The 13,887-nt window shown below is 56.1% G+C and carries 12 protein-coding genes; all 12 read right to left on the bottom strand.

The features are described 5' to 3' along the window. Position 1: 1 nt before the first annotated feature. The 12 genes from nuoM to nuoA all read right to left on the bottom strand — a co-directional run bounded on the left by nuoM (position 2) and on the right by nuoA (position 13,662). Entirely contained in the window at positions 2–1,531 is a 1,530-nt protein-coding gene (nuoM, locus tag F3J28_RS02045; protein WP_166872195.1) for an NADH-quinone oxidoreductase subunit M, read from the bottom strand. A gap of 121 nt (positions 1,532–1,652) precedes the next feature. Next, positions 1,653–3,494, bottom strand: coding sequence for an NADH-quinone oxidoreductase subunit L (nuoL, locus tag F3J28_RS02040; protein WP_008459786.1), 1,842 nt, complete (start codon positions 3,492–3,494; stop codon positions 1,653–1,655). Then, positions 3,491–3,793, bottom strand: coding sequence for an NADH-quinone oxidoreductase subunit NuoK (gene nuoK, locus F3J28_RS02035; protein WP_008459783.1), 303 nt, complete (start codon positions 3,791–3,793; stop codon positions 3,491–3,493). Before nuoK ends, nuoL begins: the two co-directional genes overlap by 4 nt. Continuing rightward, the gene (gene nuoJ / locus F3J28_RS02030) at positions 3,790–4,347 is read right to left on the bottom strand and encodes an NADH-quinone oxidoreductase subunit J (RefSeq protein WP_008459782.1); all 558 of its coding nucleotides are present in this window, start codon (positions 4,345–4,347) and stop codon (positions 3,790–3,792) included. Before nuoJ ends, nuoK begins: the two co-directional genes overlap by 4 nt. A gap of 10 nt (positions 4,348–4,357) precedes the next feature. Continuing rightward, positions 4,358–4,900 carry an NADH-quinone oxidoreductase subunit NuoI gene (nuoI, locus tag F3J28_RS02025; protein ID WP_008459780.1) on the bottom strand — a complete coding sequence of 181 codons (543 nt, stop codon included), beginning with the start codon at positions 4,898–4,900 and terminating at the stop codon, positions 4,358–4,360. Between the two features lie 14 nt (positions 4,901–4,914). After that, on the bottom strand, positions 4,915–5,892 hold the full coding sequence (gene nuoH / locus F3J28_RS02020; RefSeq protein WP_008459779.1) for an NADH-quinone oxidoreductase subunit NuoH: 978 nt from the start codon (positions 5,890–5,892) through the stop codon (positions 4,915–4,917). Continuing rightward, positions 5,889–8,612, bottom strand: a complete 2,724-nt coding sequence (nuoG, locus tag F3J28_RS02015; RefSeq protein WP_166872192.1) for an NADH-quinone oxidoreductase subunit NuoG — start codon at positions 8,610–8,612, stop codon at positions 5,889–5,891. The genes nuoH and nuoG overlap by 4 nt, the downstream gene beginning before the upstream one ends. Positions 8,613–8,781: 169 nt before the next feature. Continuing rightward, a complete protein-coding gene (gene nuoF, locus F3J28_RS02010) occupies positions 8,782–10,128 on the bottom strand; it encodes an NADH-quinone oxidoreductase subunit NuoF (RefSeq protein WP_039305072.1) in 1,347 nt (448 codons plus the stop codon). Beyond that, positions 10,125–10,625, bottom strand: coding sequence for an NADH-quinone oxidoreductase subunit NuoE (gene nuoE, locus F3J28_RS02005; protein ID WP_008459776.1), 501 nt, complete (start codon positions 10,623–10,625; stop codon positions 10,125–10,127). Before nuoE ends, nuoF begins: the two co-directional genes overlap by 4 nt. Positions 10,626–10,627: 2 nt before the next feature. Beyond that, positions 10,628–12,439, bottom strand: a complete 1,812-nt coding sequence (gene nuoC / locus F3J28_RS02000; RefSeq protein WP_008459775.1) for an NADH-quinone oxidoreductase subunit C/D — start codon at positions 12,437–12,439, stop codon at positions 10,628–10,630. A gap of 86 nt (positions 12,440–12,525) precedes the next feature. Further along, positions 12,526–13,200 (bottom strand): NADH-quinone oxidoreductase subunit NuoB, encoded by a 675-nt coding sequence (gene nuoB / locus F3J28_RS01995; RefSeq protein ID WP_008459774.1) that lies wholly within the window; start codon positions 13,198–13,200, stop codon positions 12,526–12,528. Between the two features lie 15 nt (positions 13,201–13,215). Beyond that, positions 13,216–13,662, bottom strand: coding sequence for an NADH-quinone oxidoreductase subunit NuoA (gene nuoA / locus F3J28_RS01990; RefSeq protein WP_008459773.1), 447 nt, complete (start codon positions 13,660–13,662; stop codon positions 13,216–13,218). Positions 13,663–13,887: the final 225 nt, after the last annotated feature.

The following is a 13,887-nucleotide window of genomic DNA, read 5'->3' as shown; positions in this document are numbered from 1 at the left end:
ATTACGGCCTTGTAGTAGAAAGTGAACTGGTAAACCACTGCTGAATATTGCTCATCGCAGAATGCGAAGTATCCAGAATCGGCTGCGGGAAGAAGCCCAGCAGAACTAACAGCACCACCAGCAACAGAATGATAAAGAACTCGCGCATGGACATGCCAGGCAGCTGTTTATCGCTGATTTCGCTCTTAGCTTTCCCGAAGTACGCGCGGTGCAGCATCGCCAGAGAGTAAACAGAGGCAAAGACCAGACCGAAGGTTGAAATCACGGTAATGACCGGCACAACGTGGAAGCTGCCGAACAGGATCATGAATTCACCGACGAAGTTACCGGTACCTGGCATACCCAGCGTGGCAACAGCGAAGAACATCGACAGGCCAGGCAGCCATTTAATTTTGTTCCACAGGCCGCCCATCATGCGCATGTCACGCGTGTGCAGACGCTCGTAAAGCTGACCGCAGATGATGAACATACCCGCTGCTGACAGACCGTGCGCGATCATCTGAATCACCGCACCCTGATAAGCCAGCTGGTTGCCGGTGTAGATAGCAATCAGCACGAAGCCCATGTGGGAAACGGAGGTATAAGCAATCAGGCGTTTAATATCGGTCTGGGCAAAGGCCATCCACGCGCCGTAGAAGATACCGATGACACCCAGCCACATTGCGATTGGTGCAAATTCAGCGGACGCTTCAGGGAACAGCGGCAGAGAGAAACGCAGCAGGCCGTAGGCCGCAGTTTTGAGCAAGATACCTGCGAGGTCAACGGAACCCGCCGTGGGTGCCTGGGAGTGCGCATCCGGCAGCCAGCCGTGAAGAGGAACCACCGGCATTTTTACCGCAAAGGCGATAAAGAAGCCCAGCATCAGCAGCCACTGTACGCCGTGGGACATCGGCGTTTTCAGCAGCAGCGCATAGTTGAAGGTCCACACGCCGGTCGCATTGTAGTGCACAAACACCAGACCCAGGATAGCAATCAGCATCACCAGGCCGCTCGCCTGGGTATAGATGAAGAACTTGGTCGCGGCGGTAATACGCGTCTTCCCGTCGGAGGCTTTGTGGCCCCACAGCGCAATCAGGAAGTACATCGGCACCAGCATCATTTCCCAGAAGAAGAAGAACAGGAACATGTCGATGGCAAGGAACACGCCGATAACGCCGCCGAGGATCCACATCAGGTTGAGGTGGAAGAAGCCCTGATATTTTTCGATTTCATTCCAGGAACAGAGCACCGCCAGCACGCCAAGCAGGCCGGTCAGGACCACCATCAGCAGCGACAGACCGTCGAGCGCCAGGTGAATATCAATGCCAAAACGTGGGATCCATTTCAGAATGTACTCTGACTGCCACTGCGGCAAACCCGCCGACTGCGTCAGAGAATAGCCACCCTGCAACCACAATTGCAGAGACAGTGCCAGTGTCAGCCCCATGGTGATCAGCGCAATCCAGCGAGGCACTTTCACGCCGAAGCGTTCGGTCTGCCAGCAGAAGAAGCCGCCGATAAAGGGGATTAGTATTAGCCAGGGTAATAGCATGGCGTTTGAGTCCCTAAGTCAAAATAATTCTTAAACATCACTCACTTCCCAGCGCCAGAGGAGGTATTAAGCCCCACTCCGACCCTCTCTCAACAGAGAGAGGGGGATGGAAGAAATCCTGTTAACGCAGAACCAGCAGCAGGCCGAGAACTACAACGGCACCGATGCTCATGGACGCAACATACCAGCGCAGATAACCGTTCTCGCTCACCAGCAAGCCACGGCCAGCAAAGCGGGAGAGAACTGCCGGAATGTTCATCAAAGCATTCAGCGGGTCACGGCGCAGCAGCCACGCAATACCGAGGAATGGCTTGACGAAAATCATGTCGTACAGCCAGTCGAAGCCCCAGGCATTGAACCACCAGGTACCGAAGAAACGCCCCAGTGCGCTGTTCGCAAGCGACGTCACCAGAGTACGTTTACCCAGCCACAGGAAGGCGGCAATCAGGATACCGGCAATGGCGACGACGCCGGAGATGATCTCCAGGGTCAGCACGCTGCCGTGCGCAAGTTCAGTGGTTTCCGGCAGTACGCCGCGCAGCGGTGGCACAATCATTGCGCCAACGAAGGTGGACAGCACCAGCAGAACAACCAGCGGCAGGTGGTGGGTAATCCCCTTCCCTGCGTGAGCGTGAATTTTTTCTTCACCGTGGAACGTAATGAAAATCATGCGGAAGGTGTAGAGCGAGGTCATAAACGCCCCGACCAGGCCCGCAACCATCAGGTTGATGTGGCCGTTCGCCATCGCACCAGCAAGAATTTCATCTTTACTGAAGAAGCCTGCGGTAATCAGCGGCAGAGCGGACAGCGCCGCGCCCCCAACCAGGAAGCAGACATACACCAGCGGAATAGACTTACGCAGCCCACCCATCTTGAAGATGTTTTGTTCGTGATGGCACGCCAGAATCACCGAACCGGATGACAGGAACAGCAACGCTTTAAAGAACGCGTGGGTCATCAGGTGGAAGATTGCCGCATCCCACGCCTGCACGCCCAGCGCCAGGAACATGTAGCCAATCTGGCTCATGGTGGAGTAAGCGAGTACGCGTTTGATGTCGGTCTGTACCAGCGCGGCAAAGCCTGCCAGCACCAGCGTGATCGCACCAACGATACCCACCAGATGCAGAATTTCCGGGGTCATCAGGAACAGGCCATGGGTACGGGCAATCAGGTAGACGCCCGCGGTAACCATGGTAGCCGCGTGAATCAGCGCAGAAACCGGGGTTGGACCCGCCATCGCATCCGCAAGCCATGTTTGCAGCGGAAGCTGTGCAGACTTACCGACCGCACCGCCTAACAGCATAAGGGTTGCCCAGGTCAGCATTTGGTTGCCGGCAGCGAAGTGCTGCGGTGCCAGCTCAACCATTTCGCGGAAGTTCAGCGTGCCCAGCTCGTTGTAGAGGATGAACAGGCCGAAGGCCAGGAACACGTCCCCGACGCGGGTCACCACGAACGCTTTCATTGCCGCCGCGTTGTTCTTCGGATCGGTGTAGTAGAAACCGATCAGCAGGTAAGAACAGAGGCCCACGCCTTCCCAGCCGAGGTACATCAGCAGCAGGTTGTCGGCAAGGACCAGAACCACCATGCTGGCGATGAACAGGTTGGTGTAGGCGAAGAAGCGGGAATAACCCTCTTCACCACGCATGTACCAGGAAGCGAACATGTGGATCAGGAAGCCGACACCGGTAACCACAGAAAGCATGGTCAGGGACAGGCCGTCCAGCACCAGGTTGAAGCCGATGTTAAAATCACCGACCGCCATCCAGGTCCACAGCGGCTGAGTGAACGCCTGCTGCCCGTTGTTAAAGAAATCAACCCCGGCAATGGCGGTGACTACCGCCGCCAGACCTACAGAGCCCATCCCGATGGTTGCGGACAGGTTTTCTGACCAGCGGCCGCGGGAAAATGCCAACAGTAAAAAGCCAATCAATGGCAGAACAATGGTTAACCAGAGAAGGTTCATCCACGCATCTCACTTACTGAATCGATATTCAGATTCTGGCGACGACGATGGAGCTGCAGTAACAGCGCGAGGCCAATACTGGCTTCGGCAGCAGCTAAGCTAATCGCGAGTATATACATCACCTGACCGTCAGCCTGGCCCCAGTAGCTGCCGGCAACCACGAAGGCCAGCGCGGCGGCGTTAATCATCACTTCCAGGCTGATCAGCATGAACAGCAGGTTGCGGCGGATGACCAGCCCGGTCAGTCCCAGCACGAACAGAATGGCGGCGAGGATCAGTCCATGTTGCAGCGGGATCATACGTTCTCCTCCGTTTTTCTTCTCACGGCCATGTCAGCAGGGCGATTGCTCAGCACCTCACCGGCACGGTCTTCACGACCCAGGTGGAACGCAACGACCAGACCCGCCAGCAGCAGCATGGAGGCCAGCTCCACCGCCAGTACGTAAGGCCCGAACAGCGCGATACCGACCTGCTTCGCATCGATGGACGTGCCATCAATACCCTGGTCGTTAACGGTGCGGATGGCGTAAATCAGAACCACCAGCAGGACTGCAGACAGGACGCCAGGCCCAATCCACAGCTGCGGTTTCAGCCACTCGCGTTCCTGCTGCTGAACCGCGTTGCCGAGGTTAAGCATCATCACCACGAAGACGAACAGCACCATGATAGCCCCGGCGTACACGATGATCTCCAGCGCACCGGCGAAGTAAGCCCCGAGGGAGAAAAACACCCCGGAGATCGCCAGCAGCGAGATGATCAGGTACAGCAGCGCATGCACCGGATTGGTGTGAGTGATCGTCCGAAGGGTCGTCAGGACGGCCACAATGGCGCAGATATAAAAAGCGAATTCCATTCCTGACTCCTTAAGGTAACAGGCCTTTGACGTCGATAGGCTTAGCTTCATTTTCCGCTTCGCCCTTATCTTTGCCGTCGATTGCCATACCTGCCATCCGATAGAAGTTATATTCCGGGTATTTGCCCGGACCGGAGATCAGCAGATCCTCTTTCTCGTACACCAGATCCTGGCGCTTATATTCACCCAGCTCGAAGTCCGGGGTAAGCTGAATCGCGGTGGTTGGACAGGCTTCTTCGCACAGGCCACAGAAGATGCAGCGTGAGAAGTTGATGCGGAAGAACTCCGGATACCAACGACCGTCTTTCATCTCGGCTTTCTGCAGGGAAATACAGCCTACCGGGCAGGCTACCGCACACAGGTTACAGGCAACGCAGCGCTCTTCACCGTCCGGGTCGCGCGTCAGCACGATACGGCCACGGTAGCGCGGCGGCAGATACACTGGTTCTTCCGGATACATGCGGGTTTCGCGCTTGGCGAAAGCGTGCATGCCGATCATCCAGATACTGCGTACCTGGGTGCCGAAACCAACCACTAACTCTTTCAATGTCATGGTTTTTTCACCCCTTATGGTGCCTGGTAAAGAATGACCGCGGCGGTCACCAGCAAGTTGATTAGCGTCAGCGGCAGGCAAACTTTCCAGCCGAAGGACATCACCTGGTCATAACGTGGACGAGGCAGTGCGGCGCGAATCAAAATGAACATCATCATGAAGAACGCGGTTTTCAGCGCGAACCAGATGAACGGTGGTAACCACGGGCCATGCCAGCCACCAAAGAACAGCGTCACAATCAGAGCAGAAACGGTGACGATGCCGATGTATTCCCCAACGAAGAACAGACCGAACTTCATACCGGAATATTCGATGTGATAACCATCGGCCAGTTCCTGCTCGGCTTCCGGTTGGTCAAACGGGTGACGGTGGCAAACCGCAACGCCGGCAATCGCAAAGGTCACGAAGCCGAAGAACTGCGGGATGATGTTCCACAGATGTGCCTGGTTATTGACGATGTCGGCCATATTAAAGGAACCGGCCTGCGCCACCACGCCCATCAGGGAAAGCCCCAGGAACACTTCATAACTCAGGGTCTGCGCGGAAGCACGCATCGCACCAAGCAGGGAGTATTTGTTGTTACTGGACCAGCCAGCGAACAGCACGGCGTACACCGCCAGGCCCGCCAGCATCAGGAAGAACAGGATCCCGATGTTCAGATCCGCCACCACCCAGCTTGGGCTGACCGGCACAATAGCAAAGGCCAGCAGCAGCGAGGTGAACGCGATCATGGGTGCAAGCGTAAAGATCACGCGGTCAGAAAACTTAGGGATCCAGTCCTCTTTAAAGAACATCTTGATCATGTCCGCAACCAGCTGGAGTGAACCACCCCAGCCTACGCGGTTCGGTCCGTAGCGGTTCTGGAACAGACCGAGCAGACGACGTTCGCCAAAACTCATGAATGCCCCACAGGTCACCACGACCAGCAGAATGACAACCGCTTTGAGGATGCTCAGCAGAATGTCGATAACTTCCGGTGTCAGCCAGCTCATTGCGCAGCCTCCTGCAGATTTTCAAGACGAGCACCGGCAAGCACTGGCGCAATCCCCGGCATCCCCATCGGCAGACCAACCTGCCCTGCAACCAGACCTTCGGACAGCTGCAGCGGCAGACTCAGCGTCTGGCCTTCGTAGCTGAAGGAGATCAGGCTTCCGGCGTTAACGCCAAGCTTCGCGGCATCGGCCGGGTTCAGCTTGATGTAAGGCTCAACCATACGCTTCTGGAACACAGGAGAACGCTGGGACATCTCGTCGCTACCAAACAGGTGGTAGTACGGCGCGATTCGCCATTTGCCCTCTTCCGCGTGGAAGGTATCCGGCACGGAAGTGAAGTAGTCCAGGCCCGTTTCAGAGGCTTCGATCAGGCGCACGCCCGGATCGCCGTGGCGCAGATGACCGCCCACTTCGGCCTGGAATTTGTTCCATGCTTGCGGGGAGTTCCAGCCTGGAGCCCAGGCAAACGGAATCTGCTGACGGTCGGCCAGCGGGCTGTTGTTCCCTTCCATCGAGAAGGCAAACATCGTGTCTTTATCCTGCGGCTGACGCGGTTCGTGCACGCTGATATTGGCGCGCATAGCGGTGCGTCCGCTCGAACGGATAGGAGAACGGGACAGCTTCTGACCTTTGATACGGAAGGAAGCATCCGGCGCGGCATCTTTAATACCGGCCAACTGAGGCAATACCTTCACGCAGGCGTCAATCACATGGTCCAGCTGCGTCCAGTCTACGTCACGGCTCTGCACGGTACTGTGCAGGGAGTGCAGCCAGCGCCAGCTTTCGAACATCGTCACGCTGGTGTCGTAGTAAGCCGGGTCATAAACCTGGAAGAAACGCTGGGCGCGACCTTCGTTGTTGATCACCGTCCCGTCGCTTTCTGCAAAGCTCGCTGCGGAAAGCACCAGGTGCGCTTTGTCCATGATGGCCGTACGCTGGTGGTCAATAACCATTACCAGAGGGGCTTTGCTCAGAGCCGCATCTACGCGGGCAGCGGAAGCATGGCGATGGAGGTCGTTTTCCAGCACCACTACCGCATCGGCAGCGCCGCTTTCCAACTCGCTCAGGGCCTCTTCCAGAGAACCGCCGCCAATCATGCCGAGGCCAACGCTGTTAACCGCGCGGGCAATCATGGTGACGCCGACGTCTGCACCGCGGCCCTTCAGCGCTTTAGCCACGTTGGCTGCCGCCTGAATCACCGCTTCGCTACCGGCGTTCGTCCCGGAAACAATCAGAGGTTTCTTCGCACCGGCCAACGCCTGCACGATAACGTCCACTTTGTTTTTCAGGTCACGATCCAGTTCAACCGCCGGAGAGTTGCTGTCCAGCGCATTCGCAATCGCAAAGCCAAGGCGAGCCTGATCTTCAACCGGCGCACGGTAGGTCCATGCGGCGATATCATCCAGGCGAGTGCTGTCCACGTTAGTGACAAACAGCGGATGCTTAGCGTTCTGACCGATGTTCAGGATTGCGGCGATCTGCCAGTCAGCCACTTTCTGAGCCGCTGCCATTTCACGCGCCTTGCCTTTGACTGCCTGACGGATAGCCAGGGCAGCACGAGCGCCGGTCTGGGTAACGTCTTCGCCCAGGATCAGCACCGCATCGTATGATTCGATTTCACGCAGCGCAGGGGTGTGAACGCCGCTGTCACGCAGCACTTTCAGCATCAGCTGAAGGCGAGCCTGCTCACCGGCTGCAATACCAGTGTAGAAGTTTTCAGCGCCAACCAGCTCGCGCAGAGCAAAGTTGCTTTCCACGCTCGCGCGCGGAGAACCGATGCCGATCACTTTCTTCGACTGACGCAGGATATCCGCCGCACCCTGCATTGCCTGTTCGGCGTTCAGGGTAATGAGGTCATCACCACGGCGCTGAATTGGCTGACGCGGACGGTCTTTCAGGTTCACATAGCCATAACCGAAACGGCCGCGGTCGCACAGGAAGTAGTGGTTCACGGTGCCGTTGTAGCGGTTTTCGATACGACGAAGTTCGCCGTAACGTTCACCCGGGCTGGTGTTACAGCCCAGCGAGCACTGCTGGCAGATGCTCGGCGCGAACTGCATATCCCACTTACGGTTGTAGCGTTCGGAATGCGTTTTGTCGGTGAATACGCCGGTCGGGCAAATTTCTACCAGGTTACCGGAGAACTCGCTTTCCAGCGTGCCGTCTTCCGGACGACCGAAGTAGACGTTGTCGTGCGCGCCGTAAACGCCCAGGTCTTTACCGTCTGCGTAGTCTTTGTAGTAACGCACGCAGCGGTAGCAGGCGATACAACGGTTCATTTCATGAGAGATGAACGGACCGAGATCCTGATTGCGGTGAGTACGCTTGGTAAAGCGGTAGCGACGGAAGCTATGACCGGTCATCACGGTCATATCCTGCAGGTGGCAGTTGCCGCCCTCTTCACAGACCGGACAGTCGTGCGGGTGGTTAGTCATCAACCATTCCACAACGCTTTCACGGAACTGTTTCGCTTCGCCATCATCAATAGAGATGAAGGTCCCGTCGGAGGCCGGTGTCATACAGGACATCACCAGGCGACCGCGAGTGTCTTCCGCGTTCTGATATTGCTTCACCGCACACTGGCGGCAAGCACCGACGCTGCCCAGCGCCGGATGCCAGCAAAAATAAGGAATATCAAGACCGAGGGAGAGACAAGCTTCCAGCAAGTTGTCTGCTCCGTTGACCTCGTATTCTTTGCCGTCTACATGAATCGTAGCCATAGTCAGCATGCTTCCAGTTGGCCTGAATAACTTCAGGCGTTAATCAAAAATTCTTGTGCGAACCACCTTCGCCCTCACCCCGGCCCTCTCTCCCAGGAGAGGGAGAAAATCACCGGTCTATCCCCTCTCCCTCAAGGAGAGGGTTAGGGTGAGGGTGAAAAGCTGTCTATCACCAGCGCGTTTTTAACAGGTTCGGCTGAATACCATTAATGGCACGCAGATTTCCGTAATCCTGTTTGGCAATGCCTGCTTCGAATTCGTCGCGGAAATATTTAATCGCACTCTGCAATGGCTCAACGGCACCCGGCGCGTGGGCACAGAAGGTTTTACCTGGACCCAGATGGCGGCAAAGCTGCTCCAGGGTTTCGATATCCCCCGGCTGTCCTTCGCCGCGCTCAAGCGCGCGCAGGATTTTTACGCTCCACGGCAAACCATCGCGGCACGGTGTACACCAGCCGCAGGATTCACGGGCAAAGAACTCTTCCAGGTTACGCACCAGCGGCACCATACCAATTTCATGGTCAACCGCCATTGCCAGCGCCGTACCGAGACGGCTGCCTGCTTTACCAATACTTTCAAATTCCATCGGCAGGTCGAGATGAGCTTCCGTCAGGAAGTCGGTCCCCGCCCCACCCGGCTGCCAGGCTTTAAACTTCAGGCCATCACGCATGCCGCCAGCGTATTCTTCCAGGATTTCGCGAGCGGTTGTGCCGAACGGCAATTCCCAGACGCCTGGGTTTTTCACGCGGCCAGAGAAGCCCATCAGCTTGGTGCCGGCATCTTTACTCATGCCGCCGCCAATGCCCTGATACCACTCCACGCCGTTAGCCAGAATAGCCGGGACGTTACACAGGGTTTCGACGTTGTTTACACAGGTCGGTTTACCCCAAACGCCGCTTGATGCCGGGAACGGTGGCTTAGAACGTGGGTTCGCACGACGGCCTTCCAGGGAGTTAATCAGCGCGGTTTCTTCCCCGCAGATATAACGCCCGGCTCCGGTGTGCACGAACAGTTCGAAATCGAAACCGGAACCCAGGATGTTCTTACCCAGCAGGCCCGCTTCGGTGGCTTCGGCAATTGCGCGACGCAGGTGGTCTGCCGCCTCGATGTACTCACCACGCAGGAAGATGTAGCCACGGTATGCTTTCAGCGCAAAAGCGGAAATCAGCATGCCTTCCACCAGCAGGTGCGGCAGTTGCTCCATCAGCAGGCGGTCTTTATAGGTGCCTGGCTCCATTTCATCGGCGTTACACAGTAGGTAACGGATGTTCATGGACTCGTCTTTCGGCATCAGGCTCCACTTCAAACCGGTGGAAAAGCCCGCGCCGCCGCGCCCTTTCAGGCCAGCATCTTTTACCGCAGTCACGATTTCATCTGGCGCCATGCCGGTCAGCGCTTTACGCGCGCCCTCATAGCCGTTTTTGCTACGGTATTCGTCAAGCCAGACCGGCTGTTTGTCATCGCGCAGACGCCAGGTCAGCGGATGGGTTTCGGCAGTACGAATAATCGTCTTCATTTATACTGCTCCAGCAAGTCAGGGATGGCTTCCGGCGTCAGATGGCTGTGAGTGTCCTCATCAATCATCATGGTCGGCCCCTTGTCGCAGTTCCCCAGGCAGCAGGTTGGCAGCAGGGTAAAGCGGCCGTCAAACGTAGTCTGGCCCGGCTTGATGTTCAGTTTGGCTTCGATAGCCGACTGAATACCCTGGTAACCGGTGATATGGCAAACCACGCTGTCGCAGTAGCGAATCACGTGGCGGCCAACCGGCTGGCGGAATATTTGGCTATAGAAAGTGGCCACACCTTCTACATCGCTCGCCGGGATACCCAGCACATCAGCAATCGCGTAGATGGCACCATCTGGCACCCAACCGCGCTGTTTCTGAACGATTTTCAGCGCTTCGATAGAGGCCGCACGGGCATCTTCGTAATGGTGTTTCTCGTGCTCAATCGCCTCACGCTCTGCCGCACTCAGCTCAAAAGCTTCAGCCTGGTTTTGTTGGTTATCGTGCATAGTTAGCGATCCACATCAGACATTACAAAATCGATACTACCCAGATAGACAATCAGGTCAGAAACCAGGCTGCCGCGGATCGCCGCCGGAATTTGCTGCAGGTGCGCAAAGCTCGGGGTACGAATACGGGTACGATAGCTCATGGTGCTAGCGTCGCTGGTCAGGTAGTAACTGTTAATCCCTTTCGTTGCCTCAATCATCTGGAAGGATTCATTGGCCGGCATGACCGGGCCCCAGGAAACCTGCAGGAAGTGAGTGATCAGGGTTTCGATATGCTGCAGCGTGCGCTCTTTCGGCGGCGGCGTAGTCAGCGGGTGATCCGCTTTGAACGGGCCGGCTGGCATATTTTTCAGACACTGCTCAAGGATGCGCAGGCTCTGGCGCAGCTCTTCAACTTTCAGCATAACGCGGGTGTAGCAGTCGCTGATGCCGCCGCCAACCGGGACTTCGAAATCGAAGTTCTGGTAGCCGGAGTAAGGACGAGCCTTACGCACGTCGAAGTCGATACCGGTGGCACGCAGGCCAGCACCGGTGGTGCCCCACTCCAGCGCTTCTTTCGCGGTATAGGCTGCAACGCCCTGGGAACGGCCTTTCAGAATGGTGTTACGCAGCGCGGCTTTCTCATAAGAATCCAGGCGCTTCGGCATCCACTCCAGGAACTCTTTCAGCAGGCGTTCCCAGCCCTTCGGCAGGTCGTGTGCAACGCCGCCAATACGGAACCAGGCCGGGTGCATACGGAAACCGGTAATCGCTTCCACCAGATCGTAGATTTTCTGACGATCGGTAAACGCGAAGAAGACCGGCGTCATGGCGCCCACGTCCTGAATAAAGGTGGAGATGTACAGCAGGTGGCTGTTGATACGGAACAGCTCAGAGAGCATAACGCGGATAACTTCCACGCGTTCCGGCACGACGATGCCAGCCAGCTTTTCAACCGCCAGCACGTAAGGCATTTCGTTGACGCAACCGCCGAGGTACTCGATACGGTCGGTATACGGAATGTAGCTGTGCCAGGACTGACGCTCACCCATCTTCTCAGCACCACGATGGTGGTAGCCGATATCCGGCACGCAGTCGACGATCTCTTCGCCGTCCAGCTGCAGGATGATACGGAAAGCACCGTGCGCGGAGGGGTGGTTCGGCCCCAGGTTCAGGAACATGAAGTCTTCATGTTCGCTGCTGCGCTTCATGCCCCACTCTTCAGGCTTGAAGGTCAGCGCTTCCATTTCCAGATCTTCTTTCTGTTTAGTCAGGATAAACGGATCGAATTCGGTGGCGCGCGCCGGGTAGTCCTTACGCAGCGGGTGGCCTTCCCAGGTCGGCGGCATCATGATGCGCGTCAGGTGCGGGTGACCGTTAAAGGTGATGCCAAACATCTCCCAGGTTTCACGCTCGTACCAGTTGGCGTTCGGGAAGAGTTTGGTCAGCGTCGGCAGGTTGAGATCGTTTTCAGACAACGCCACCTTGAGCATGATATCGCGATTGCGCTCAATGGAAATCAGGTGGTAGAAAACGGAAAAATCCGCAGCCGGTAAACCGTTGCGGTGTGTGCGTAGACGCTCATCCATGCCATGCAGGTCGAACAGCATAACGTAGGGTTTTGGTGATTTCTTGAGGAAATCGACCACTTCCAGTAACTGTTCGCGCTTAACCCAAACTACGGGCACCCCGGTGCGGGTTGGCTGAACGGTAAAGGCATCCGGCCCAAAACGGTTACGCAATTCGCCAATGACCGGATCATCCAGATGATCCCTTGTCTGCCAGGCTGGCATAGCGGCGTCTTGCGCGGTTAAATCGGTCATAGTTCTCACCATTGCAAATGGTTCTGTGGTGACTGCGCTCAGTGCCTTTGCTTTTATAGTATTGATATACAAAGACGCTTACTGACCGCAGGCGCTAATTAAATCTCGTCTGGTGTCCGCAGGTTGGTTACCGCGATACGTTCGCCGCGCTTACGCTCGCGCTCGGACTGCATGTTGGCGCGGTAAACGCCCTGATCGCCAACAACCCACGACAGCGGGCGACGCTCTTTGCCGATAGACTCCTGCAGCAGCATAAGCGCCTGCATGTAAGCCTCCGGACGCGGTGGGCAACCTGGGATGTAAACATCAACCGGGATAAATTTATCGACGCCCTGCACAACGGAATAGATGTCGTACATGCCGCCAGAGTTAGCGCAGGCACCCATGGAAATAACCCATTTAGGCTCCAGCATCTGATCGTAAAGGCGCTGAATTACCGGAGCCATTTTGGTGAAGCAGGTACCGGCCACTACCATCAGGTCAGCCTGACGAGGAGAAGCACGTAAAACTTCTGCACCGAAACGCGCCACGTCATGTACAGCGGTAAACGAGGTCACCATCTCTACATAGCAGCAGGAAAGGCCAAAGTTGTATGGCCAGATTGAGTTTTTGCGACCCCAGTTCACCACATCGTGCATGGCATGCTCGAGCTTGCCCATGTAAACGCTGCGGTTGATCTCTTGTTCGAGGGGATCGGTTACGATCTCCTGCTTTTGCAGGGGGTAACGGTCATTCTCACCGTTGGGGTCTATGCGGGTGAGCGTATAGTCCATCTTATTGCCTCGCTATTACTGCGTATGACGGTTAGTGAGACTGTCTGTTTCCGGGTTGATTTTCTCACGACGCGAACGCGCAGGAGTCCAATCCAGAGCGCCAACGCGCACCAGATAAACCAGACCAGCCAGTAGCACTAAAATGAAAATTGCGGCCTCGACGAAGCCAATCCAGCCGCTTTCACGGATAGAAGTTGACCACGCGTAGAGATACAAGGCTTCCACGTCAAAAATAACGAAGAACATGGCGACCAGGTAAAACTTGGCGGAGAGACGTAGACGCGCCGTACCAACGGAGTCGATGCCCGACTCGAAGGGGGTGTTTTTGTGCCGTGCCTTAGCTCGTCCGCCAAGGAACCAGCCCCCGACAAGCATCAAACAACACAGGCCAACGGCGACAATAAGAAAGACAGCGAACGCCCAGTGATGAGCGATAACTTCAGTGGATGTTGACATACTCATTGCTTACTCATCAAAAGTGGCGCCAAAGTCTCTGCTCTTGTTGGCAGATGAACGCCACATCGATTCATGGGGAGGAACAATCAACCGTACAATAACTACCGGAAATAATGCGTAGGCAGCCAATTGATGGGGTTTTTTACTCCTTTCTATAACCTTTTGTCAACTTTAACAAAAGTATCCACACATTAATTTACACCGACAGCAATTCATTAACATTTAATGCGT

The organism is Enterobacter sp. Ap-1006 (assembly GCF_011752835.1).
Classification (GTDB): domain Bacteria; phylum Pseudomonadota; class Gammaproteobacteria; order Enterobacterales; family Enterobacteriaceae; genus Cedecea.
Note: the sequence above shows the minus strand (reverse complement) of the source record. Positions and strands in the feature narration are given on the sequence as shown.

Bases quoted from the DNA above. Each gene is read 5' to 3' on its own strand.
- nuoF (WP_039305072.1), bottom strand. From the start codon at position 10,128: ATGAAGACGATTATTCGTACTGCCGAAACCCATCCGCTGACCTGGCGT.
- nuoE (WP_008459776.1), bottom strand. From the start codon at position 10,625: ATGCACGATAACCAACAAAACCAGGCTGAAGCTTTTGAGCTGAGTGCG.
- nuoL (WP_008459786.1), bottom strand. From the start codon at position 3,494: ATGAACCTTCTCTGGTTAACCATTGTTCTGCCATTGATTGGCTTTTTA.
- nuoA (WP_008459773.1), bottom strand. From the start codon at position 13,662: ATGAGTATGTCAACATCCACTGAAGTTATCGCTCATCACTGGGCGTTC.
- nuoM (WP_166872195.1), bottom strand. From the start codon at position 1,531: ATGCTATTACCCTGGCTAATACTAATCCCCTTTATCGGCGGCTTCTTC.
- nuoK (WP_008459783.1), bottom strand. From the start codon at position 3,793: ATGATCCCGCTGCAACATGGACTGATCCTCGCCGCCATTCTGTTCGTG.
- nuoG (WP_166872192.1), bottom strand. From the start codon at position 8,612: ATGGCTACGATTCATGTAGACGGCAAAGAATACGAGGTCAACGGAGCA.
- nuoC (WP_008459775.1), bottom strand. From the start codon at position 12,439: ATGGTGAGAACTATGACCGATTTAACCGCGCAAGACGCCGCTATGCCA.
- nuoJ (WP_008459782.1), bottom strand. From the start codon at position 4,347: ATGGAATTCGCTTTTTATATCTGCGCCATTGTGGCCGTCCTGACGACC.
- nuoI (WP_008459780.1), bottom strand. From the start codon at position 4,900: ATGACATTGAAAGAGTTAGTGGTTGGTTTCGGCACCCAGGTACGCAGT.
- nuoH (WP_008459779.1), bottom strand. From the start codon at position 5,892: ATGAGCTGGCTGACACCGGAAGTTATCGACATTCTGCTGAGCATCCTC.
- nuoB (WP_008459774.1), bottom strand. From the start codon at position 13,200: ATGGACTATACGCTCACCCGCATAGACCCCAACGGTGAGAATGACCGT.